The organism is Streptomyces atroolivaceus, assembly GCF_000717025.1.
GTDB classification, from domain to species: domain Bacteria; phylum Actinomycetota; class Actinomycetes; order Streptomycetales; family Streptomycetaceae; genus Streptomyces; species Streptomyces atroolivaceus.
Map to the genome: position 1 here is coordinate 176,858 of NZ_JNXG01000006.1, position 23,666 is coordinate 200,523.

Annotated in this window: 15 protein-coding genes; 10 read left to right on the forward strand and 5 right to left on the reverse strand. The window is 70.6% G+C overall.

What is annotated here, in order from left to right:
- Positions 1-77 precede the first annotated feature (77 nt).
- Positions 78-1,637 carry an RICIN domain-containing protein gene (locus OO67_RS35710; protein ID WP_051709433.1) on the reverse strand — a complete coding sequence of 520 codons (1,560 nt, stop codon included), beginning with the start codon at positions 1,635-1,637 and terminating at the stop codon, positions 78-80.
- An 871-nt stretch (positions 1,638-2,508) separates the two neighbouring features.
- On the opposite strand from OO67_RS35710, the gene OO67_RS15475 reads away from it, so the two are divergent.
- The 5 genes from OO67_RS15475 (at position 2,509) to OO67_RS15495 (ending at position 7,470) form a co-directional block, all read left to right on the forward strand.
- Positions 2,509-3,126, forward strand: a complete 618-nt coding sequence (locus tag OO67_RS15475; RefSeq protein WP_244300206.1) for a TetR/AcrR family transcriptional regulator — start codon at positions 2,509-2,511, stop codon at positions 3,124-3,126.
- 45 nt (positions 3,127-3,171) lie between these two features.
- A complete protein-coding gene (locus tag OO67_RS15480) occupies positions 3,172-3,843 on the forward strand; it encodes an enoyl-CoA hydratase-related protein (RefSeq protein WP_033300609.1) in 672 nt (223 codons plus the stop codon).
- A gap of 867 nt (positions 3,844-4,710) precedes the next feature.
- Positions 4,711-6,024, forward strand: a complete 1,314-nt coding sequence (locus tag OO67_RS15485; RefSeq protein ID WP_244300207.1) for an NtaA/DmoA family FMN-dependent monooxygenase — start codon at positions 4,711-4,713, stop codon at positions 6,022-6,024.
- A 35-nt stretch (positions 6,025-6,059) separates the two neighbouring features.
- Entirely contained in the window at positions 6,060-6,536 is a 477-nt protein-coding gene (locus OO67_RS15490; RefSeq protein ID WP_033300613.1) for a flavin reductase family protein, read from the forward strand.
- A 217-nt stretch (positions 6,537-6,753) separates the two neighbouring features.
- Complete coding sequence (locus tag OO67_RS15495) at positions 6,754-7,470, forward strand: NADPH-dependent F420 reductase (RefSeq protein ID WP_033300615.1); 717 nt, start codon at positions 6,754-6,756, stop codon at positions 7,468-7,470.
- 160 nt (positions 7,471-7,630) lie between these two features.
- On the opposite strand, the gene OO67_RS15500 is transcribed toward OO67_RS15495, so the two are convergent.
- The gene (locus OO67_RS15500) at positions 7,631-8,452 is read right to left on the reverse strand and encodes an NADPH-dependent F420 reductase (protein ID WP_078597928.1); all 822 of its coding nucleotides are present in this window, start codon (positions 8,450-8,452) and stop codon (positions 7,631-7,633) included.
- Between the two features lie 28 nt (positions 8,453-8,480).
- Complete coding sequence (locus OO67_RS15505) at positions 8,481-9,110, reverse strand: TetR/AcrR family transcriptional regulator (protein WP_051709437.1); 630 nt, start codon at positions 9,108-9,110, stop codon at positions 8,481-8,483.
- Between the two features lie 279 nt (positions 9,111-9,389).
- Here OO67_RS15505 and OO67_RS15510 point away from each other — a divergent pair, with 279 nt between their 5' ends.
- The gene (locus OO67_RS15510) at positions 9,390-10,931 is read left to right on the forward strand and encodes a DHA2 family efflux MFS transporter permease subunit (RefSeq protein ID WP_063746148.1); all 1,542 of its coding nucleotides are present in this window, start codon (positions 9,390-9,392) and stop codon (positions 10,929-10,931) included.
- Positions 10,932-11,444: 513 nt separating this feature from the next.
- On the opposite strand, the gene OO67_RS15515 is transcribed toward OO67_RS15510, so the two are convergent.
- Positions 11,445-11,753 (reverse strand): hypothetical protein, encoded by a 309-nt coding sequence (locus tag OO67_RS15515; protein WP_244300229.1) that lies wholly within the window; start codon positions 11,751-11,753, stop codon positions 11,445-11,447.
- 331 nt (positions 11,754-12,084) lie between these two features.
- Positions 12,085-12,657, reverse strand: a complete 573-nt coding sequence (locus OO67_RS15520) for a GNAT family N-acetyltransferase (RefSeq protein WP_033300805.1) — start codon at positions 12,655-12,657, stop codon at positions 12,085-12,087.
- A gap of 946 nt (positions 12,658-13,603) precedes the next feature.
- On the opposite strand from OO67_RS15520, the gene OO67_RS15525 reads away from it, so the two are divergent.
- The 4 genes from OO67_RS15525 to OO67_RS15540 are packed head-to-tail and all read left to right on the forward strand — an operon-like array spanning position 13,604 to position 23,665.
- Complete coding sequence (locus OO67_RS15525; RefSeq protein WP_244300225.1) at positions 13,604-15,058, forward strand: acyltransferase domain-containing protein; 1,455 nt, start codon at positions 13,604-13,606, stop codon at positions 15,056-15,058.
- Positions 15,055-21,156: an SDR family oxidoreductase gene (locus OO67_RS15530; RefSeq protein ID WP_033300621.1), complete on the forward strand. Its 6,102-nt coding sequence runs from the start codon at positions 15,055-15,057 to the stop codon at positions 21,154-21,156. The genes OO67_RS15525 and OO67_RS15530 overlap by 4 nt, the downstream gene beginning before the upstream one ends.
- A 17-nt stretch (positions 21,157-21,173) precedes the next feature.
- Positions 21,174-22,193, forward strand: coding sequence for a 3-oxoacyl-[acyl-carrier-protein] synthase III C-terminal domain-containing protein (locus OO67_RS15535; RefSeq protein ID WP_157841688.1), 1,020 nt, complete (start codon positions 21,174-21,176; stop codon positions 22,191-22,193).
- Positions 22,194-22,201: 8 nt separating this feature from the next.
- On the forward strand, positions 22,202-23,665 hold the full coding sequence (locus tag OO67_RS15540; protein ID WP_033300624.1) for a cytochrome P450: 1,464 nt from the start codon (positions 22,202-22,204) through the stop codon (positions 23,663-23,665).
- Position 23,666 lies beyond the last annotated feature (1 nt).

Below are 23,666 nucleotides of genomic sequence, written 5' to 3' on the forward strand. Positions count from 1 at the left end.
CGCGCTCCCCACGCCGACAAGGGTTCGCACCCTGCGTCTACGGATCGGAGAGCGTCGGGACCGGAGTCCAGCTGCTGTCAGGAGATGGAGAAGACGGACGCCCACTTCTGGCTGGCCGAGCCGGCGGATGCAGTGTTGGCAGTGACCGCCTGGCCCGCGGTGGCGTTGCCGTCCAGGACGTAGCCGGTGGCCGGGTTGGTCAAGGTGTACGTGCCGACGGAGTTCTGCGTCACCTGCCAGCGCTGGTTGTTGGCGCCGAGGTTGACGGCCTGCAGGGCTACCTGGCCGCCGGCGGTGGTGGGTGCGGTCAGGTAGAGCGGGATCGGGCAACTGTCGTAGATCCGCACGGTGCCGTCGCTGTTGGCGGTGAACTTCCAGCGCTGCGACGCCCGGGTGGTGTCCAGGGCGGCGAACTGGGCCACTGTGGCGATGGTGACGCTGCAGGTCCCGCCGCGCTGGAGGGCGACGCCGCCGCCGTTGCTGAGCGCGTGGTAGGCGTTGTCACCGACGACTGTGGGGCCGTAGTTGATGGCGTTTGTGTCCAGCGCGGTCAGCGCCGAGCCGGTGGTGGACAGCGGCGGTACGGCTGTCGGGCGGACGTTCTTGAACCAGTCGGCGAAGGTCGCGGGAGTGTTCGCGGCAAGGGTGGTGATGCTGCGGTTCCAGCTGCCGTCCACCTGGTTCCACAGCTGGAGCAGCGAGGCGGCCACGTTGCCCTGCACGTGGTCGCCGGTCTGCCAGCCCGCGACGTGGGTGAACGAGGTGGAGTCGCCGTTCGGGAACACGTAGCGGTTGTCGCCCAGGAGGTAGGCGGCCACCGCGTCGCCGAAGCCCTCGGTCCAGGCGCAGGTGGCGGACGACGCGAGCTGGATGTAGTGCGGGTTGCAGTTGGTGACGATGGGGAACGTGCTGTTGTAGAGCCGGTGCTGGAAGAAGTGGCCCGCTTCGTGCAGCACGGTGTGCTCGGAGTCCGGGTCGGTGTCGGCCAGGTGGATGGTGTTCGCCAGGTCGTAGTACGGGCCGCCAGTGGACCCGGCATGCCAGCGCAGCGTCAGCGTGGTGCAGGTCGCGGCGTTCGTCTCGGCGGTCGTCCAGCACGGTGTGGTCGAGTTGGCGCGTTGCGACCAGAGCAGGTTGACGGTGTCGAAAGCGTGCCAGGCACGCGCCGAGGTGGTCGGTTTGACGGTGCCGAGAGCAACGTTCGCCGATACGTTCGACAGCGTCGGCGTGTCGTGGGTGTAGACCGTTCCGCTGGAGTTGGCGACCCGCCACACCTGGTTGCTGCGGGCAGCGAAGCGTACGAACAGGCGGTCCATCGATGTGGTGTTGACCGGGGTGTAGCAGAGGTTGAACGAGCCGTCGGCCGCACCGGTCAGCTGGGTGCCGGTGTTCAGCTTGTGGTCGGTGTCGGTCGCCAGCTCCCGGCCCCAGAGCTCGACCGAGGCGTTACGGGCGGCCCGGGTCAGAGTCGGCTTGGCGGTGCCCGCCTCGGCGGACTGGTAGTCGAACTGCAGGGCGCCGCTCACACAGATCGGCTGCGCGGCGGAGGCTGTGCCTGCCGACAGCGGCACGAGGGCGCCTGCGGCGAGCAACGCCGGCACCAGCAGGCGGAGCAGGGCTGTGGGTCTGCCTAACATGGACGTCCTTCCGGAGGGCGCCCAGGCCCGCCTACGGCAGACCTGGCGCGCGAGGAGACCGGGTGGAACCCGGCCCATGAGACGCCGCCAGGAACGGGCGGTCTGAACCGTGAGCCATCGTCCGTTCCACGCCGCGCCGCCGCCAGGGGCGCACAGAAGCACAGCCAGCAATTGTGAAGCTTGCGTGTACAACCGGCAGGGATTTTGCGTGTATGCACGGCGGCTGCTCCCACCCGCCTTGCGCCCCTCATCCGCCGCGGTGCCCTGGTCCAGCTTCGCCACTGCGCTGCCAGGTCAAGGGGCGCATGGAGCTGCCCTCATCGTGCTGAATGATTCGTTGGCCGAGTGGGAGCCCGGCCCTGCTGTGCACCCTCGCGCCTGGCCACTGCGCCCTCACGCGCCGAACAGGCTGGAAGCCTTTGGGCGTCGTCGTCCACGGCTGCGACGTCGGCACCTGCATCAACCGGCAGCTCGACTGAGGCCATGGCCCTGACCTCTCCGGCCCGCCTCGCCGTCTACGCCGCCACCCGTCACCCATCAGCCGCCAGGACTCCGCGGCCCTCGGCGCCGCAGAGCCCGGACAGCTCATGAAGCCGCCATCGACTCTGCCGCAAAGCGCTGAAATGCCGGCTGGTCGGTGTTCCCCGGTATCTGAGCTGCAGGACTGCGAGGCCAAGACCACCCGGCAGGCCAGTCCCACGTGCCGCCCCCAGGGGCGCGCTGCCACAGCGTCGCGCCACTTCGCCAGAACGACCGTGACAAACAGACGGCCCGCTGGATCCCCTCTTGCATGCTCTATGACATACCCCATAAGTTACTGACAGGTAGGCCACTCGGTGGGTGGCCCCGTCGGCGGAGAGGTGGTGGGCGGGTGAGTTCGCGTAAGAGTGACAGCCGCGAGCGGATGGTCCTCAGTGCCGCCGCTTTGCTGCGCGAGTACGGCGCGAGCGCGACCAGCGTCGACCATGTCCTCGCGCACAGCGGCGCTCCTCGGGGCTCGGTGTACCACCATTTCCCCGGCGGGCGGGCACAGCTCATCGACGAGGCGGTGGCACTGGCCGGCGACTTCATCACGGGCCTGATCGATGCCGCCATGCAGGCGGATGACCCGGTCGAGGCCGTCGACGCGTTCTTCGCGCTGTGGCGCGACCGGCTGGTGGAGAGCGGCTTCAGGGCCGGTTGCCCGATCGTGGCGGTCGCTGTCGAGACCAACGACGACGCTCCGCAGCTTGCCCGCTCCGCCGCCGCCGTCTTCGCCCGCTGGCAAGAAGCGCTCGCAGCCCTCCTCGTCCGGCACGGCCTGGCCGAGGAACGCAGCCTCCGGCTCGGCGCCTTCATCATCGCCGCGGTCGAAGGCGCGGTGATCATGTGCCGGGCCGAACGGAGCACCGCCCCGATCGAGGCCGCCGCCGCCGAAATCCACAACCTGCTCATCTATGCCCTGCGCGACCGCCCGGGTACCGGATCCGGGCCCCGACCCAAGGCGTAGCTCGCAGTCCTTGACCCACGTCAGATCAGTAACGAAGGAGTCGCTATGCCCTCACTCGACCGCCACGAAAATGTCTTCGTCCTCGACCTCGGAGACGGAGAAAACCGCTTCCACCCCGACTGGCTCACCGCCGTCGGCGCGGCGCTCGACGAGGTGGAGAAGGCGGAAGGCCCTCGCGCCCTGGTCACCGCCGCCACCGGCAAGTTCTACTCCAACGGACTCGACCTGGACTGGCTGTTCGCCCACGCCGACCAGCACCAGGACTACGTCGTCTCCGTCCACGCCCTGTTCGCACGGATGTTGTCGCTGCCGGTCATCACGGTCGCCGCGCTGCAGGGGCACACGTTCGCTGCCGGCGCGATGTTCTCCCTCGCCCACGACTTCCGCGTCATGCGCGCCGACCGCGGCTACTGGTGCCTGCCCGAAGCAGACATCAACATCCCCTTCACCCCTGGCATGGCCGCACTCATCCAGTCCCGGCTGGCCCCGCAGACCGCGCACACAGCGATGCTCACCGCCCACCGCTACGGTGGCGCAGACGCCGCGGCCGCCGGCATCGTCGACCAGGCCGTCGCCGAGGACGCCGTGCGGTCCACCGCGATCGAGCTCGCTCAGGCACAGGTGAACAAGGTCGGCGACACCCTCGGCACCATCAAGGCCCGCATGTACGCGCCGGCCCTGGCCACCCTGCGCGACACCACCAACCCGCTCGGCTGAGCCGGCACCTCCCCGCCCGCACCACCAACACCCCGCGGCCCAGGCGCTCACGCCCGGGCCGCGGGCCCACCACAGTTGCCCACCACATGAGGAGTCTCGGTCTGCAGAAGATCGTCTACCGTGACCGGATCGGCGCGCAGGCCATCTGCGGCCTCACTGGCCGCCGACCAGACCTTCGACGACCGGGTCGGACTCAAGAGCTACAGCCTTGAACGGTTCGAAGCGTTCGACGCCTGCGAGGGAAGACGCGCCCTGACCTCAACTCCACGGCGCTCCATCTGCCTCCCTCCGACCCTTTTAGCACGCGCCGCGTTTCGATAGGGCCAGAACTATCCGGCAACAACACCCGTCGCCAGCACCGTTACCGCCGGGGCACTCCGCCGGTGCAGCCCGTCAGTGGAGGCATGCTTTAGCAAGCCGAGCGCCGGCACTGCTGTCCATCATCGTGAACACCTCAGAGCCTCCGGCAGCGCCGGTGCCTCCCGAACGGCTGTCGAAACGCTTGCTGTCGGCGTGCGTCATCCAGCCAAAGTCCAACGGTTCCCCGCCGCCCCGGCCCAGGGCGCGATTCAGGCACCTCTTCTCTCCCGGCGTCGCACGCCGCAGAATTCCGGCCGACATGCAGACGCCGACGACCGAGTCCGGGGCGGCACACTGCCCGCCACCTCGCCGCTCGGGCGCAAAGGCGTGTCCTCGGGCTGTACGCCTGAGGCCCCGCATCCCTGCCGCTTCCCCCTGCCCGGCCCACCCTCTTTGACAATGCGGAGGAAGTCTCCGTATCGTCGGAGACAAGCAATCGGAGATGCTCTCCGTTTCCCTGTCTCGCCTGGAGGGCTAGTCGTGCCACGTCGTCAGATGCTCCTGTGCATGCAGTTCACCAGCGGTTACGGAGCCGAACCCGGGGCGTGGCGTCTTCCTGGGGCGAACCTGCGTAGCTATACGGACATGGATCAGTTCGTGCGGTACGCCCAGGCAGCCGAGCGGGGCAAGATCCAGTTGCTGTTCTTCGCGGACACTCCGGTTCTGGATGTGGATCTCGAACGCCAGGTGCCGCATTTCGCGATTGACCCGTTGCTGGTGATGACGTCCATAGCACGTGAGACGGAGCGGATCGGGCTGGTCTCCACCGCCTCGACCACTTTCAACGAGCCCTACAGTCTCGCCCGCCAGTTCAAGGCGTTGGATGTGATCAGCCATGGCCGGGCCGGCTGGAACGCCGTCACTACATCCGACCCCGCCGCCGCGGCCAACTTCGGCCGCGCTGTCCCGCCACGGGCGGAGAAGTACGAGCGGGCCCACGAGGTCCTGCAGATCGTGCAGGCGTTGTGGGGAAGCTGGGAGAAGGACGCGTGGGTCCTGGACGTGGACGGCAAGCGGTTCGCCGACATGGACAGGATCCAGCCGGTAGACCTCCAAGGCCGCCACGTCGCCTCGCGCGGCCCGCTGCCCATTCCGCCCTCCGAGCAGGGCCAGCCGGTCATCTTCCAGGCGGGTGGCGGCGGGTACGGCCTGGAGTTGGCCGGTCGCTACGCCGACGGCGTCTATGCCAACCCGTACACCATTGAAGACGGCCAGGCGCAGCGCCAGGCACTGCGTGATGCCGCTGAGCGCGCCGGGCGTGACCCGGACGAGGTGAAGATGTTCGCCGGCTTCATGCCGGCCATCGCCGGCTCCCGCCGGGCCGCCCTCGACCGGCGGCGGTTCCTGGACGAGTCCGTTGACCTGCGCCAGCGCGTCCGCTACCTCGGCGCCATGATCGGCCTGCCGCTCGGTTATCGCCAGATCGACGAGCCGCTGACCGCGGACCAGTTGGCCGACGCCGTGCCCAGCCCGCACGACCCGCGCTCCGCCCGCGCCCTGGAGGTGGCCCGGGAGGGCTGGACCTTGCGCGACGTGCTCGCCCACGGCGTCATCGACTACCACCCGGTCGTGGCCGGCACCGCCACCGACGTGGCCGACCACATGCAGCAGTGGTTCGAGGCCGGGGCATGCGACGGCTTCTCGCTGGCCATCGACGGTTACCACGACGGCGTCGACGCCTTCGTGGACCAGGTCGTCCCCCTCCTGCAGGAACGCGGCCTGTTCCACCTCGACTACGAAGGCCCCACGCTGCGCGACCACCTCCACGCCCGCGAGCAGTACGGCCTCGACCCGCGCGTCACGGAAACGGCGGCCCGGTGATGTCCACCAGCGCTTCTCCGCAATCCAGCACAGCGGTGCAGCAGGCGTTTCGCGACGTCATGGCCGCCGTGGCGTGTCCGGTCGCCGTGGTCACCGCCCTGGACGGCAGCCGCCCGCACGGCACCACGGTCAGCGCCTTCGCGTCCCTGTCCCTGACGCCGCCCATGGTGCTGGTATCGCTGGACGAACGCTCGCACCTGCTGGCGGTCATCCGCCGCAGCGGCCGCTTCGGCCTCAACGTCCTTGGCGCGCACCAGGCCGATTTGGCCTCCGTCTTCGCCCGCTCCGGACCCGACAAGTTCGACGGAATCGACTGGTCGCCAAGCGAGGAAATGCCGCGGCTGCCCGACTCCGCCGCATGGATGGCCGCCGAGGTGGCCGACTGTGTCGAAGCCGGGGACCACACCGTCCTGCTCGCCCGTGCAACGGCCGTGGACCCGGGCGAGGGCTCCCTGAGACCGCTGACGTATCACCGACGCTCCTTCGGCACGCACACACCACTGGCCTATTGATCGTGCACGTCGAGGCAGGTATGGGATCTGGGACCTATCGCAGGTTGATCGTGCGACACGTGCAGGCACGTATGGGTTCTGGGGCCTGATCACAGGCCCGGAGCAGGGGGTGACTCGCCTGCCCCGTCCCGCCCGGCTTACGGCCCCGAGGTCGACCGTCACCGAAACCTGCCCGGGCCGCCCGGTCCTGGGCACACCAAGGAAGCAAGGAGCAACGATGCCGACGCTGGGAATCATCGGAAGCGGCAACATCGGGTCCGCGGTCGCACGGCTGGCGGTGGCTGCGGACATCGACGTGGTGCTCGCCAACTCACGCGGTCCCCAGAGCCTGACGGACCTTATCGGGGAGTTGGGGCCGCGCGCCACGGCGGGCACCGTCGAGGAGGCCGCCCGCGCCGGGGAGTCGACCGTGCTCAGCGTTCCCCTGACCGCGTACCGCGACCTGCCCGCCGGGCTGCTGGAGGGCAGGACCGTGCTGTCCACCGGGAACTACTACCCGTTTCGCGACGGCCGGATCGCCGAACTCGACTCCGAGAACGTGACCACGGCCGAGCTGGAGCAGCGTCTCCTGCCCGGCGCGCTGCTGGTCAAGGTCTTCAACAACATCCTGGCCCACCACATCCCTCAGCTGGCCCGGCCCACCGGGGCACCGGACCGCAGCGCCCTGCCTATCGCCGGCAATGACCCCGACGCGAAGGCTCGGGCGGCCGAACTGATCGGCCGGCTCGGCTTCGACACGGTGGATGGCGGAACCCTGGACGAGAGCTGGCGCTTCGAGCCCGAGGCCGGCGCCTACACCCGTATCTACCTCGCCGATCCTGAGGTGCCGGCCGAGCACATGCTCCAGGCCCCCGCAACGGCGCTGCCCGCCGACAAGCTTCAAGAAGCGCTACGGACGGCCCAGCGGGTGAAGGTGGCCGCGCGCACCTTCTGACAGCACGTGTCCGCGCAGCGCAACCCCGGGCGCTGCGCGCGCGAACCCCTTGGGCCCCGGCGTCGAACGACGCCGGGGCCCAAGGGCACTCGGGGTGGGCGATGGCGTGTACCGCTCGACGGCGGACGAGATGTCCCCATAAGGCGCGCACCTCTTCTGCTCACATGAACAGGACCCGGTTCAGGCGGACGCCGTACCCCGCGTCGGGATTCGTAGTGGCGTCCCCGACCCTTTCCTGGATCGCGGCGACGGCCAGGTCGCGCCGCCTGGGCAGGCGATCGACCTCCGCCGCGGCCAGCGCGCCCGGCATCTCCTGGCGGGAAAGGTCCGTGCAGTAGCACGGAGCGCCCGGCTGCTGACGCCATGAGTCTGCGAGAGTCCCGGCGTCGAAGGCGTCGAATCCGGTGTCCTCGACCAGCGCCATGGCCACCTGACGGTCCTGGTCGCGGTCGGCTGCGACGGGGATGGCGATGCGGTCCGGGCTTCCTGCGGGCTCGCTCTTGATCGCGAAGGAGTGGGAACCGATTGCGTTCCACGCCTTGGCGACCGGCCGGCCCAGCTGTTCGGTGACCCACAGGCTCTCGACCTGCCCGGCGTCGATGGCCTCGATCCGGCTGTCCCGCGCCGGGTAGTAGTTCGACGTGTCGATGACGACCGTTCCGGCCGGTACACCAGCGATGAGCGGCGCGACCTGCGGAAGACGGTTCAGGGGAATCGAGAGGATTACGACGTCGGCGTCCGCCACGGCCTCCGCTGCCGTTACCGCTTGCCCGCCCGAGGACAGCACATCGGCCTCGATCGTGTGCGGGCCGCGCGAGTTGGCCACCTTCACGTCATGCCCCACGGCACTGAGCCGCTGGGTCAGGGTTTTACCGATGTGGCCTACGCCCAGAATGCCGATCTTCACGGTGGATCTCCTTGCATCGAGTGAGGGGTACGGGAGGTGGTCACGGCCGACGTGGTGTCGGCACCCGCATGGCAACGTGGCCGGCCGCTGGTCCGAAGCACGCCTACGCTGATGAAGGCCGCCCTTCGTCGCTCCCGGGCGCCGTTTTCCCCGTGGGTGTCTCCCACCCGGTGCGCATGAGAGAGACGAGCGCGTCGGGCGATGATTCGTCGGCCATGACGGCGCCGCGCGCCCAGGCTGTGGCCAGCGTGCTGAGGAACAGGTCCCGGCCCCGCACCCAGGGCTTGGCGGCGCCATCCCGCTGAGCCGCGCCGAGGAATTGCTCGGTGGTCGTGACGAAGCCCTGACAGGTGATCGCCAGAGGCGACGTGCCCTCGGTCAGCGCGGCCCGGAGGGGCTCGGGCAGGCCGTCGAAGGCGGTCACCCATTCACTGAGCGCCTGAAGCCACTGCGCGAGCGCGGCGCGGGAGTCGGTCACCTCGCGCCGGATGGCATCGCGACGGGCCTCAAGCTCTTCGTCGCGGGCCTGGAGCAAAGCGGCCAGCAGGGCCTCACGGGTGGGGAAGTGCCGGTACAGGGTGCCTGGGCCGACCCCGGCCCGTTTGGCGATGGCGTCCATGGAGCCGGCGATGCCGCGCTCGGCGAAGAACTCCTCCGCCACCTCAAGGATGTGTGTGCGATTGCGTTGCTTGTCCGTCCGCTGCCGACGCCCGCCGACTGCTCCCTCGCTCATGTCTTGCACCTCCCGTTGACAATGCGGAGACCTTCTCCGTATCGTCGTCCGCGAAACGGAGACTATCTCCTTATCGCCTCCGGCGCTACCGCCGGCAGATCCGCAGGCACGGCCCCGGCACACGTGGCCGCCGGCAACCGCACTCGCTCCCTGGTGGCCGACTCACGGCCGCCACTGCGCCTCACGCCCGTGCGGCGTGCCCCCGGGCTGCCGCACGCGCCCCACGGCACGCACAACTCTGCTTCAGGCATCCCACCTCAGCCCCACGGAAGAGATCACATGTCCCCCGACGATTCTCCGGCGCCAGCCGCCACGGACGCCCTGCCACCGACCCGCAACGAGGACAAACTGGCCTCCGGAGACGTTCTCGTCATCGGGATCCTGATGGTCTCCGCGTTCACGGTCCTGCTGAACGAGATGCTGTTGGGAGTCGCGCTCCCCACCCTGATCAGCGATCTCGACATCACGCCCACCACGGGGCAGTGGCTCACGACGGGTTATCTGCTGACCCTGGCGATCCTCATCCCGGCCACCGGCTTCCTCCTTCGGAGATTCAACCTCCGCACGGTCTTCATCGGCTCACTGTCCTTGTTCTCCCTCGGCACCGTGATCGCCGCCGTCGCCCCGGGGTTCGGTGTGCTGTTCACCGGTCGCCTCATCCAGGCGGCGGGCACGGCCGCCCTCGTGCCCCTTCTGATGACCACGACGATGCGCCTGGTTCCCCCGCACCGCCGAGGCCGGACGATGGCGCTGGTCACCGGTCTGACCGCGGTGGCACCCGCGGTCGGCCCTGCGGTGTCCGGCGTGGTGATCTCCCAGCTCAACTGGCGGTGGCTCTTCATCCTGGTCCTGCCCGTCGTCCTGGCCGGGCTGGCCCTGGGCGCAGCGAAACTGCGCAACATCACCACTCCGGAGCCTGTCACGCTGGACGTGCTGTCCCTCGTCCTGTCCGCCATCGGGTTCGGCGCCCTCGTCTACGGCCTGTCAACGATCGGCGAGTCCACTTCCGGCCACGCACCGGTCCCGCCCTACCTCCCGATCCTCGTCGGGCTCCTCGCCCTCGCGGCCTTCGTCCGTCGGCAGACCGTGCTGCAGCGAAGCGACAACGCCTTCCTCGACATGAGAATCTTCCGTACCAGGGCATTCACCGTGCCGCTACTGGTCATGCTCGTCGTCGCACTGGTCGGATTCGGCACCACCATGGTCCTGCCACTGGTCCTCACCAACGTCGTCGGCCTGACCACCTTCCAGATCGGCCTCTTCCTGGTCCCCGGCGGAGCCCTGATCGCCCTCGTCTCGGCCCTCGGCGGCCGCGTCTACGACCGCTACGGACCGCGGCCCCTGGCCATCCCCGGATCGGTCATCTGGACGGGTGCCCTGTGGTTCCTGAGCCGAGCGAACGAGGACACCGGTGTCACCGCGCTCCTGGCCGCCTACCTCGTCCTGTCGGCCTCGCAGGCCCTCATGTGGGCACCGATGACGACCGCCGCGCTGTCCTCCCTTCGCGCCGAGCTCTACCCGCACGGCACCGCGGCGTTCAACACCGCCCAGCAGCTGGCCGGCGGCGCAGGCGGCGCCGTACTGATCTCGGCCTACACCATCGGCTCCCACGCGAAGGATGCGGGAGCACTGGACCTGGCCCAGTCCGTCTCGGCGTCACAAGCCGCCTTCACGACGGCGGCGGTCATCGGCTGCCTCGCAATCATCGGCACCCTCCTTGTCCGCGAGACCGCAGCCGCCCCCCAGCCACCGGCTTCTCCACCGAGCGATGCTTCCGTCAACGCCGCCGCGGTGCCGAAGGTGTCGTCGGCAACGGACTGACCGCCCCGGCGCAGACGCGGGTACACCGGCGAGGAGCTGCCACGTGAAGCGGGTGGCTCCTGGAGCCGGCAGCCGGTGACGCCCGCGTACTGCTCCGAGCTGCCCCTCGAGGTCCTGGGTGCCGCTTCTGCTCCGGCCGACCCCGACGAGGCCCGGCGCAAGCGGGACCGCCGGATGCACCGCTTCGCCGCTCTCACCTCCACGGCCCACGCTGGAGGAGACCGTGGAACCAACCGCTCCTCCACCGCTGACGCGCCGCCCAGCAAGCCCTCTTGTGCGCGAGAGGGGCGGCCTGCCGCTCATACGCCTACCTTGCTCGGGGTTGGGCCTTGCGCGCTCGGCACGCTGTCACCGGCAGGGAGTCGCACCCTTATGAGATGAGCACGCCGGTAGTCATTGACCACCTCTCCCCCACGGGCGGGCGCCGAGTCACCATCCGCGGGCAGATCGCCGGGCTCGCCCTGCCCTGGAGCTCAGGCGTCGTCGAAGGACACGTCAACCGCATAAAGATGCTCAGACGCCAGATGCTCGGCCGGGCAGGCTCCGTCTACTTCGCAGGCGTGTCCTGCTCCACTCGCGAAGCACGGGTCGGACCGCATCATCAAGCAGACCAAAGCCTTCCGGAAACCCTTCCAGGAACTCCCGCCGAGCGGGGTCGGACTCGGCATCGGCCATCGCCCCGAGCAGACCGATCAGTTCGCTCCGCTGGTCGCTCGACAGCTTGCTGACCAGGTGGGCGACGCCCTCCAGGACCTTGACAGCGTCGTCCGGATCCATCTGCTCGTCCTCACTGCCCTCGATGAACCACAGGACACCGGTCAAGGCCGCAGTCAGGGCGTGAGTCAGAGACGAGTACACGGGCATGAAGGGCGGTCTCCCAGCAGGTCGCGGCAGCAGAATCCGGCCATCCCACCACATACCTCAGACATCACACTCAGTCAGCCCTCCACGGAAAGTGAGCCAGAACACGAGGAGCGACAGCACCCGCGCACGCCGATGAGAATCGTGCCGCTCCAGGCCGACGCTACGAACTCGTGGATGATCCACGGTGCGGATGGTCGGGATCGGTGGGGCAAGCGAACACGTTGAGCTCGCCGGAGCGGCCGCCGGTGACTTCGGTGGGGTGCGGACTGAAGGCGGGCAGGCCTCGGTCCTAGCGGTCGGGCATCAGCGTGGCTGTCGGATGCCACTCGCGACGGAGGAGGCCGAAGACCCAGGAGTCGGAGACGTCTCCGTTGACTACGCAGTCCTCGCGAAGGGTGCCTTCGCGGACGAAGCCGAGCTTTTCCAGGACTCGGGCGGACGCCACGTTGCGGGTATCGGTCTCGGCCTGGACGCGGTTCAGGTCCAGGACGTCGAACGCCCACCGCAGGACGGCGTGCGCGGTCTCCGTGGCGTAGCCGTGGCCCCATGCGGCGGCGTCGAAGACGTAGCCCAGGGACGCGCTGCGGAAGTCCGGGTTCCAGCTGGTCAGGCCGCACCAGCCGATGAACGCGCCGTCGGAGACACGGTCGACGGCCACCCGCGCTCCCGTGCCTTCCTCCTCGATCGTCCGACAGGTCGCCATGAAGCGCTGGGCGCGGGCCGGTTCGGTCCACGGCGGGGAGTCCCAGTAACGCAGCACGTGGGCGCTGCTGTGCAGCGTGTAGAGCGGCGCCGCGTCGGCGTCGGTGAACGGCCGCAGTCGCAGGCGGGCGGTATGCAGCTCGGGGGTGGGCAATGTCATGCGGAACATCCTGCCGCGCCGCCCTCGCCCCGAACCATCCGAATATCCGGACGGTCGGGGGCGCGCACGTCCCCGGTGACGCCCCACCATCACGAACGGCCGAAGCATCAGCCGCACCGGCGCGCATCGCGCCGTCGGGTCAGGCCGGGCTCCATGCCGAGATCACCTGTTCCTTCGCCGGCCGGCAGCCTCTCGCCCCCGGCGTCGCCCCACCCCCGATGGCGGCCCGGCCCCGACGGCGGGGCGAGAGCGTCACCGACGCCGAAGCGGCCTGTTGCGGCGGGAACCGCCCGTCAATCCTGCCCACGGCCCCACCGCGGCGGCCCCCGAAAGCCCCGGTTTCGAATCGGACTTCAAATGGGCACCGAAGAGCCGGCAAACAAATACCAAACAAAAATTGTGTCTGCGTCGGCGAACCGCCCGGGACTCTTGATAGCCGGGACCAGGCGTCCGGTCTCGGCCAAGCCGGCTTGTCAAAATTGGATCGAATTCCCGGCGGAATGATGTTTGAGGGCCTCGATCACGTCGGTTCAAAGCGGGGCACTACGGAGGCTAACGTATCAAACGACCGGCCGCGGCTAACACGCGTCCCATCTGGCGGCAAGAGCGCAATCGCCTTCCACTGTTACATGCTTGGAAACTGGTGGGCGCAATCACTTCAGGCCGAAACTGGATCGTTGACCCCCCGGGAGGCGCGCCGCTACCTTCAATGGCAACCCCGTTCAGCAGGAGAGATTCGGTTCCGGAGTCACACATTCACAGGAATGGCAATCAACGAGGGGCGGCCAGGGGTGCATCTGCTTTCGCCCGCCGCCCGGGTGCAACCATGTAAGGACATGTTTCGTCGCGCCGTCGTGTGCGTTTCACGACCCCGGTCGGCCATGCGAATTCGCCTGCGGTCGGGGCAGAGATGAGGGTGATGCACGTGGTGAATACCGTCTTTGTCATGCCCGGTACGGTGGCCGCCCCACGAGGGGGAATTCTGTGTGATTTACACAACCGCTACGAGACCGTACGTGAAGCACTGTCCCGCATCGACAAAGCGGCCCGGGAAATGGGGCTGCCCAATATCAGTGCGCGGCTGATCGAGCACAACGAGACGAGCGACCAGCGCGGCCCGGAGGTGCAGTATCTGGAGATCTTCGCGGTCAGCATCGCGACGCATCACATGCTGATCGCCGAAGGGGCCCGGCCCGTCGCCGTCGTCGGGCAGAGCATCGGGGAGCTGTGGGCCCTGGCCGCCGCGGGACACCTGTCCGTGGAGGACGCCGCGCGCCTGGCCGTGGCCAGGTCCCAGGTTCTGACCCGGCAGAGCTGGGACGGAAAGATGCTGGCGGTCGGGGTGGACGGCCTCAGGGCGGAGTCGCTCGCCGGGCTGATCAACCATCCCCACCTGGTACTCGCCTGCGAGAACGCCCCCCGGCAGAGCGTCATCAGCGGTCCCGAAGCGCTGATCGAGCAGGTGAAACAGGTGGCCGACGCACTGGACTGGCCAAGTTTCCCCCTGGGCGTCCCACATCCGACCCACTCCCCGGCCATGGCGCAGGCCGCGCGCGACCTGCGGGCGACCGCGCCCCGCGTTCCGTACGGGGCCGGACGCTGGCGAGTGTGCTCCCCCTGGCTGGGGCGGGACATCGGCGACGACGACCCGGTCGACCTGGTCGCCGGCGCGCTCACCGCCCGCGTCCGGATGCTGCACACGATCCGCGACCTGCACGCGGCGGGCGCCGACGCCTTCGTGGAGTGCGGGGAGTGGCCCGTCGTCACCAAGTTCGTCGAGGCGTCGGTCCCGGGCGTGCGGTGTGTCGTCCCGCTGAGCGAGAGCGATCCGGCCGAAGCCGTCCGTGCGCTGGTCACCGAGTCCGCCGCGGGCAGCCCGTTCCGCTCCGGCGTGCCGGCGCCGTCGAGCAACGGACACGGTCCTGCCGCGCAGGTGAGCGTGCCCGTGGCGGCCGAGCCGGTTCCGGTGTCCCCCGCAGCCGTTCCGCCGCCCGGTGTGTCCATACCGGCGGCCCCCGTGTCCTATGTGACCCCCGTCGCCTCTCCGGCCCCCGCGGCCGCGGTGCCGGTCGCACCCGTCGCCGTCGCTCCGCCCGTGGTCGCCGCAGCCCCCGACGCCACGCCCACGTCCGTCGGGTTGGACTACGAGTCGGTGCTGGCCGAGTTGCAGACGCTGTACGGGGACTTCCTCGGTTATCCGCCGGACCTCCTCGGCGAGGACGACGGCCTGGAGTCCGAACTGGGTGTGGAGTCGCTCAAGCAGGTCGTCCTGCTGGGGCGGGTGTCCGACCGGTTCGACCTGCCCGATCTGCGGTCGAACTCCTCCCTGCTGACCGTCGGCACCCTGCGCCGGATCGCGGAGACCGTCGTACAGACGCGGGCGGGGGCTGCCGGGCGATGACCTCCACAGACAGCCTGCGAGGCCGGGTCGCACTGGTGACCGGAGCCGCGAAGAGCCTCGGCGCGGACATCGTCCGCCGCCTGGCACAGGGCGGCGCCCATGTGATCGTCAACTACTTCCACTCGGTCGAGCAGGCGGAGCTGCTGCGGGCCGAGCTGGAGCGGGCTGGTCACAGCTGCGAGTTCATCCGTGCCTCGGTGGCCAAGACCAGCGAGATCGACCGGATGTTCGACCTGATCCAGGAGCGCCACGGCGGCCTGGACATCCTGGTCAACAACGCCGCGGGCGGGGCCTTCCTGCCTCTGTTCGACATCGACGACACCTACTGGCAGCGGGCGTGGTCCACCAATGTGATGGGCGCCTACCACTGTTCGCGCCGGGCGGCCGAGCTGATGAAGGGCAGAGAGGGGGCGAGCATCCTCTGCCTGTCCAGCGTCGGGGCACACCAGCCGGTTCCGGGTTACGGCCCCGGCGGGGTCACCAAGGCGGCCCTGGAGTCCCTGGTCCGCTATCTGGCGCTCGAACTGGCCGGCCAGGGCGTCCGGGTCAACACGGTGCTGCTGGGCTCCGTCGACAGCGAGATCGTCGTCAATCTCGACGATCCGGCGGCGGTGCACACCGACCCGGCGGGGACCAGCGAGCTGATGCGCCGTACCCTCTCGACGCCGGACGCCGCCAAGTTGATCTGCCATCTCCTGCACGAGGACACCGCCTTCATCACCGGGCAGACCATCGTCGCCGACGGCGGAATCAGCATCGGTGGGATGCAGGGCATGCGACTGCACAGCAGGCTCGCGGACCAGGTGAGTGGGCCCGCCCGGCGCCAGCCGGCCCCCTCGGCGGCGGTGACGACGCCGTCGGAGGCTCACCGGCCCGCCCCCGAGCGGCCGGCGGCCCCTGTTCCGGTACGTACACCGGAGCCGTCCCCCGCGTCGGCCGCCGCCCTGCCGACACCTCCACCGGCCGCCGCACCGACGCCCCCACCCGCGCCCGCAGCGTCCGCGCCGGCGCCTGCACACCCGGCGGCTGCCCCCGCGCCGGACGAAGCGCCGGACGAAGCACAGGAGACGGATCCCGGCGCCGTCGCGGTGGTCGGTCTCGGCCTGGCCCTGCCCGGCGCGAACAACGCGGCCGAGTTCTGGGACCGGCTGCGGGAGGGCGTCCTGCTCTCCAGCGAACCGTCCGCCTTCGACCTGAAGCACTTCTGGGCCCCCACCCGTGAGGAGACCGACGCCTTCTACGTCCGCGAGGCCGGGTACCTCCACGACTTCGTCCCGGACCCCGCCTCGATCGCCGAACCGGACGGGAACGCCGACCACCCCGGCTGGCCGCGGACCACCCGCTGGCTGCGCCACTGCGCCGTCCAGGCGCTGGCAGGCGTGAACCGACGCGCGACGGACCGGTGGCTCGCCGCGACCACCGGTATCCACGACCAGACCGGGCTCGGCCCCCAGGGTGTCGTCCTGGGTGACGAGTACCGGCGGATGGTGCGCGACGCCGTCCCGGCCGGCGCGGACGGTGACTGGCTGGCCGAGCTGGCCGACCACGCGCTCAGCGCGCACTACGGCGGCGACGGCGGGGATCCGAAGGCGTACCTGCCCGCGTCCGTCTCCCGCAACGCGCTGCGCGGGCTGATCCCCGCCGACTCCCAGCATCTGACCCTCGACGCGGCCTGTGCGAGCGGGCTGTTCGCCGTGGACGCCGCGGTCAAGGCGCTGCGCGAAGGCTCCTGCGACGTGGCGCTGGCCGGTGGGACCTCGGTGATCGAGCCGATCGGGTTCACGCTCTTCTGCCGCGCCCAGGGCATCTCGATGAGCGGCAGGGTGCGCCCCTTCGACCAGGCTGCCGACGGCACCCTGATCGGTGAGGGCGCCATCGTGCTCACCCTCAAGACGTACGCGCGGGCCGTGGCCGACGGCGACCCGGTACTCGGTGTCATCCGGGGCACCGGTCTCGCCGCCGACGGCCGGGGCAAGGGCATTCACGCTCCGGCCACGCGCGGGCAGGAGCTGGCGATCGCCCGGGCCTGGGCGGACGCGGGCGTCGAGGCCGACGACGTGGACTGGGTCGTGGCGCACGGCACCGGCACGCCGGTGGGCGACGAGATCGAACTGCGCTCGCTGCTCTCCCGGCTGGGGCCGCGTGAGCGGGCGTGCCTGCTGACGTCGAACAAGCAGGTCTTCGGGCACACCGGCGTGCTGGCGGGCCTGGTGTCCGTTGCGCACGCGCTGGTCGCCCTGGAACGCGGAGCGGTTCCCGGTCAGCCCGTGGTCACCGACCCGCATCCGCTCCTGGGTGACGGCACCCACCTGACCGTTCCGGTCAAGGACGCGCCCTGGCCGGCGGACGAGGCACGACCGCGCGTGGTCGGGGTGTCGTCGTTCGGCCTCGGCGGAGCGGACGCGCACGTGGTCCTGTCCGACCGCGTGCCGCCGGCCGCCCCCGTTCACAGGCGCGGAGGCGACGCGGCCGCCGGCGCCGAGGACCTGGTCGTCGTGGGCTGGAACACCCACCTGCCCGGCCTGGACGCCGCCCGGGTGCCCGCCTGGCTGGCCGGTGACGGCCCGCTCCCGGAATCCGGCTTCGGTACGCCGTACCCGTTGCCGTCCCCACGGGACGTGCGCATCCCGCCGCTGACGATGCGCCACATGGACGCCGCCCACCTGATGATGCTCGAGGCCCTCGGCCCGCTGCTGGACCAGCTCGGGGAGCCGGGCACCAGCCTGCGGCCCACCACCGCGGTGATGGTGGGATCGACGCTGCCGACCACGCACAACACCCAGGCCGCGCTGCGGGTGCACGCCCGCGAGGCCGCCACCACGTTCGGCATCCTGCCCGACCCGGTGCAGGCGCGGACGCTGAGGGAGTACCTGGCGAAGGGGATGGCCGAGGCGGAGGGGGTGATCCCCGGCGACCTGAACGAGGACGACTTCACCGGCGCGGTCTCCTGCATCCTGTCGGGCCGGGCTGCCAACTACTACGACTTCCAGGCCATGGGAGCCAGCCTCTACTCCCAGCGTGACTCCACACACACGGCTGTCGACCTGGCTCTGCGCCAGCTCCGCCACCGGGCCTGCGATCTGGCCCTCGTCGGAGCCGTATGCCTGCGGCCGATCAGCGGCTGGGACCGCTACCTCGACGGTCTGGTGCCGGACGGCCGGTCCATCGCCGAAGGTGCCGCCGTGCTGGCGGTCACCCGGCGCTCGACCGCGCTGGAGCACCGCCTGCCCGTCCTGGGCACGCTCTCCACCGCGGTCGATGGTGCCGGTCCGCAACACCCGGCGACGCCCGCGCACGCCCTGCCCGTGCTGGACGGCGCCGGACACACCTATCTGTCGCTGGACGCCCTGCTGGCGGTCCTCAAGGGCGTCGTCACCGCGACGGACACCGTGGTGACGCCCGCCGCCGCCGGATCACCGCCGATCCGGTTCACCCGGCCGTCCGACGACCGGCCCACCCGCGACTCCCCGGAGGCCGCGGTACGCACCGGGCCGGAGGAGTCCGTGCGTACGGAAACGAGTCACCCCGCGAGGACCGGACCGGTACCCGCCGCGCCCGGACGAGCGGAGGAGTTCACCGGCCGACGCCAGACCTTCCGGCTCGTCCCGACGCCCCCGCCGCCGGGAGGATCGGGCACGGCGCCGATCCCGCCGGGCACCATCGTCCTCACCGACGCCCCGGATCTCGCGGCTGCGGTCACCGGCCCGGACATCGCCGTCTGGTCGCCGCGAGCGGGCGTCGGGGCCGCCGACCACGTACCGGCCGAGGAGGCTCCCGGCGCCCTGGCCGCCCTGCCGTTCGTCCCCCGTCACATCCGGGTCCTGTCGCGGCTGCCCGCCCACGACGACTTGGGCGACGAGGCCGAGGCCACCCGGCTGGAAGATCTCCAGGACCTCACGTTCACCACCCTGCAGGCGGCACTGCCCGCGCTGCGTACCGGCGGCTCGCTCAGCGCGGTCCTGCTCGGAGAGGTGCCGCACGACCTGCCACCCCCGCTGAGCGGCCTGTTCACCGGCCTCATCCGATCCGTCCGGGCCGAGGTCCCGCAGTGCGGCGGGGTGACCCTGCTCAGCGACGCACCGGACGCCGCCACCGCCCTGGACCAGCTCGCGCGGGCGGGCACGGCCCAGGTACCGACGCACACGCTCGTCCACCGCGCAGGCAACTGGCTGACCCTGGCCGTCGCAGACGACCACGCGCCACCGCTCCCCGCGGGAGAGGCCACGCTGCCGCCCGGCGCGGTCGTGGTCGCCTTCGGCGGCGCCCGGGGAATCACGCCCGAGCTTCTCCATGCCCTCGCCCGCACCAGCGAACGGCCGCACGTGTACGTCATAGGCCGCACCCCGCTGCCGGAGACCGGCGACGCGCTGCCCCCGCAGGCCGAGTTCATGGCCGCCGAACGCCGCAGGCGCCCTGACGCGTCGGTGCGCGAGCTGCGAGCCGCGTACGAGAAGGCCGAGGCGCGCCTGGAAGTGCACCGTACGGTGGAACGGCTGGCGGAGCTGTGCGGCCAGGACCGTGTGCACCACCGGGCGTGCGACATCCTGGACGCCGAGCGCACCACCGCCGTCCTCACCGAGGTCCTCGCCCGGCACGGACAGATCGACCTGCTCGTCAACACCGTCCTCGACCTGCGGTCGCGTGCGCTGCACGCCAAGACCCTGACCGATTTCCGGGCGGTCCGGACCACCAAGGCGACCGGCTACCGCAATCTCAAGCGGGCCCTGGCCGGTCGTCCGCCCCGGATCTGGTGCAACTTCAGCACCCTCGCCACCCTCGCCCCCGCGCCCGGTGACATCGACTACTGCGCCGTCAACGAGTACCTCGCGTACGCCAGCGCCCAGGGCCGGCGGCAGGGCCCGGACGGCTACCGGGAGGTCGCGGTCCTGTGGAGCGGCTGGCGGGAGGTCGGTGTCGCCAGCAGCGTCAGCATGCGCGAGACCCTCAAGCGCAACCAGATGGACGCCTACATCAGCACCGCGCAGGGGCAGGCACAGTTCCTGTCCGCCGTGACCCGGCCACCGGCCGGCGGGGTGTCGTTCTTCATCCGTGAGGAAGAGCGCCGCCTGCTGGCCCTGCGCGGGATCAGCACCTACGGGGCCGCCGCCGATCCGCGGGTCCCCGCCCCGGACGCGCCACCGGCCGCCCCGCCGGATCCGGAACTGAAGACGCCACTGCTCGACGGTGTCCAGTACCGCGGCGAGGACTGGGCCGTCTTCACCAAGACCTGGGATCCGCTCACGCTGGCCGAGCAGGACGGCCGGTGGATGCGCCACCACCGGGTCAACGGGGAGTACACACTGCCCGGTACGTTCACCCTGGAGGCAGCGGCCGGCGCGGCCGCGGCCCTGTGCCCCGGTCTCGTGGTCACCGGGTTCCGGGACCTCTCCTGCCGGACGTCGATCACGGTCAGGCTCGGCGGGCCGCTGCGCACCGTCGCGGTGGAGGCCCGGGTCACCAGCCGCGAGCGCGACCGCGCCGAGGTGTCCGTCAGGATGACGGCCCACCGGCTCGGCAAGAACGGCAAGGTGCTGCGCTTCAACGACCTGCTGTGCGAGACGAAGGTCCTGCTGGCGGATCGCTACCCCGCGCTCGCCGGCCCTCCCGACTGCTCGTCCTACGAGCCCGAACCCGATTTCGCGATGCCGGTCTACTCCCCCGATCCGCCGATCTCGCTCACCGGCCCGTTCGCCGGCACCAGCGACTACGCCCGCGGCCCGGACGGGAACAGCGCCAGGTTCGGGCTGGACCACGCCGCCTGGGCTCCGGCCCTGGCCGGGATGACCGTGCCGACGATCCTGCTGGACGCGATGGTGCACCTGTTGTTGCTGCCGCCGCGCGGTGACAGCCCGCCGTTGGTGGGCCCGATGGCCGGCCTCGACGAAGTCGATCTCGGCGGGCCGGGCAACGACTGCCGGCTCAGCGCGGACCATCCGGCCATCCGGCTGCACTGCGACTACGCCACCGGGGACCTGACCGCGGCGACCGGTGACGGCCGGGTGCTGGCCCGGATCGCCGGGGTCACCGCACACCCCCTGGACCACAGCGGAGAAGTGATCCGGCCGCGCGCCCGCGTTCCCCAGTCGCCCCTTTCGTGACAGCCGAGGAGACAGCAGTGTTGTGGCAGGACATCACGATCGCCGGGACCGGAGCGTGGGTACCCCCCATCAGGCCCGCAGAGCAGGAGCCGCAGGGCGTCCCGGGCACCCGGCAGCCCTCGACCCTGGCACTCAACGGATTCACCTCGGCCGCCGTCTCGACGGACAACACAGCGACGCAGATGGCGGCCCGGGCGGGCCTCAGGGCGCTGCGCCACGCGGACGTCCCCAGTGCCGACCTGAGTCTGCTCGTGCACGCCGGCTTCCAGGACGGAGACCACTACACGCCCGTGGCCTACCTGACGCGGGTGCTGGGCGGGAAGAACACCGCCGGGATCGAGGTGGGCGCGGCCAGTGACGGCGGGGCCGCCGCCCTCGTCACCGCGGCCGAACACCTCACCGCCCGGCCGGCCGCGCAAGCCGCGCTGGTCACGACCGGTGCCCGCTTCCCGGACGAACGATGGGGATACTCGCGGGAGTTGGGTTACATCGCCGGTGACGCCGGTGCCGCCGCCGTCCTCACGCGCGGTACGGGCTTCGCCCGTCTGGTGGCGACCGCCCATGTCACCGAGCCGCAACTGGAGGCGCAGACCCGTGCCAGAGAGGGGCACACCGGTGCCGCCCGGCGGTTCCCGGTCGAGGAGACCGGGTTCATGCCCCACATCGAGGTGCTGCAACGTGCCACCCACCGCTGCATCCGGACCGTCCTCGACGAGGCCGCCGTGAAACCGGCGGACATCTCGCACGTGGTGCCCATCGCGATCGGGTCGGTCGTCCTCGACCTGCTGCTCAGCGGCTCCCCGCTCGGCCTGCGTGCCGACGACACCACCTGGACCTACGGCCGGCACCTCGGCCACGCCGGCCCGTCCGACGTCCTGCTCGCCCTCGACCGGACGTTCCGCTCCGGCGCCCTGCGGGCCGGGGACCGCGTCCTCGTCGTGAGTTTCGGGGTCGGCTTCCGCTGGACCACCGCGCTGATCGAGATCACCCGCGATTCCGTCGGCGCGGCATCAGCCGGTGGTTCACCTACAGAATGAGGTTGTCCATGACAGACACGAGTACCGCGACTGCGGCGTCGGTTCCGCTCGCTCCCCGGGCCCTGCCGCTGCTGGGCCACGCACTGCCACTGCTCCGCGATCCGCTGGCGTTCATCATGTCCCTGTCCGGGTACCGCGAGATGGTCCGCGTCCGGCTGGGCCCGAGTACCGCCGTGATGGTCTGTGATCCGGCCCTGACGCGGCAGGTGTTCCTGAACGACCGCGTCTACGACAAGGGCGGTCCGATCTACGACCGGATCCGCGAGGTCATCGGCGACGGCCTGTCCACCTGCTCGTACACCCTGCACCGGCGGCAGCGGCGGCTGTGCCAGCCCTCTTTCCACCCCACCCGGCTCCCTGGGTACGGTGCGGTGTTCGCCCGAGCGGCGGAGCTGAAGGCCGGGTCCTGGCGTGACGGCGACATCCTGGACGTCACCCAGGAAATGATGACGCTGACGACGCGAGCCACCATGGAGACGATGTTCAGTGGCGCGCTGCCGGAGGAGACCATGCGGCGCGCCCTGGCCGACACCGCCACCATCGTGAGCGCGTTCTTCCGCCGGATGATGACGCCGGCCCTGCTGCGCCAGCTGCCGACTCGGCAGAAACGGCGGTACGACCAGGCACGGCACCGCCTGTCGGACACCATCGCGGAGATCATCGCCGAGCGGCGTGCCGATCCGACGGACCGTGCTGATCTGCTCTCGACGCTGGTCGGGGCGGTCGACGAGGAGAGCGACGACGGCCAGAAACAGCTGAGCGACGCCGAACTGGCCGACGAGGCACTCACGTTCTTCCTCGGCGGTATGGAGACCACGGCCATCACCCTGGCCTGGGCGCTGCATCTGCTCGCCACGAACCCGGACGTCCAGCGCTGCCTCCAGGCCGAGACCGACAGTGTCCTGGCCGGCAGTAAGCTCGATGCCGCGCACCTGCCGTCGCTCGGCCTGGCCTCCCGGGTCGTGACGGAGACGCTGCGGCTGTACCCGCCCGCCTGGATGATGACCCGCACCCTCAGGCAGGACGCCGAACTCGGCGGAGTACGGCTCAAGAGCGGCAGCACCCTGGTGCTCAGTGCGTACCTCCTGCACCGGCGGTCCGACCTCTTCACCGATCCCGACCGGTTCGACCCGGACCGCTGGCTGGGCGTCCAGCCCGACCGGGCCTCCTACATCCCCTTCGGCGCGGGCCCCCGTAAGTGCATCGGGGACCAGTTCGCCCTCACCGAGGCCATCCTGGCCCTGACCGCCATCGTCTCCCGCTGGGAGCTGACCCCGGCCGGCGAGCAGCCGTTCAAGCCCAAGGTGGAGACCAGTCTGAGTTCGCGCGGGCTGACCCTGCGGCTCAGCGAGCGGCGGACGGGCATCGCCGACAGCACCGAGCTGCATGCCGCCTCGCCGCGGTCCGCGCCTGCCCAGCCGTCCACCCCCCGGGCGGGAGCCTCCGCCTGCCCGGTGCAGCACCAGGAGTGAC

What these genes read in the sequence shown, in the direction of transcription:
- OO67_RS15485 (WP_244300207.1), top strand. Translation starts at nt 4,711, where the DNA reads ATGCAGTTCACCAGCGGTTACGGAGCCGAACCCGGGGCGTGGCGTCTT.
- OO67_RS35710 (WP_051709433.1), bottom strand. Translation starts at nt 1,637, where the DNA reads ATGTTAGGCAGACCCACAGCCCTGCTCCGCCTGCTGGTGCCGGCGTTG.
- OO67_RS15505 (WP_051709437.1), bottom strand. Translation starts at nt 9,110, where the DNA reads ATGAGCGAGGGAGCAGTCGGCGGGCGTCGGCAGCGGACGGACAAGCAA.
- OO67_RS15510 (WP_063746148.1), top strand. Translation starts at nt 9,390, where the DNA reads ATGTCCCCCGACGATTCTCCGGCGCCAGCCGCCACGGACGCCCTGCCA.
- OO67_RS15540 (WP_033300624.1), top strand. Translation starts at nt 22,202, where the DNA reads ATGACAGACACGAGTACCGCGACTGCGGCGTCGGTTCCGCTCGCTCCC.
- OO67_RS15495 (WP_033300615.1), top strand. Translation starts at nt 6,754, where the DNA reads ATGCCGACGCTGGGAATCATCGGAAGCGGCAACATCGGGTCCGCGGTC.
- OO67_RS15520 (WP_033300805.1), bottom strand. Translation starts at nt 12,657, where the DNA reads ATGACATTGCCCACCCCCGAGCTGCATACCGCCCGCCTGCGACTGCGG.
- OO67_RS15530 (WP_033300621.1), top strand. Translation starts at nt 15,055, where the DNA reads ATGACCTCCACAGACAGCCTGCGAGGCCGGGTCGCACTGGTGACCGGA.
- OO67_RS15525 (WP_244300225.1), top strand. Translation starts at nt 13,604, where the DNA reads ATGCCCGGTACGGTGGCCGCCCCACGAGGGGGAATTCTGTGTGATTTA.
- OO67_RS15480 (WP_033300609.1), top strand. Translation starts at nt 3,172, where the DNA reads ATGCCCTCACTCGACCGCCACGAAAATGTCTTCGTCCTCGACCTCGGA.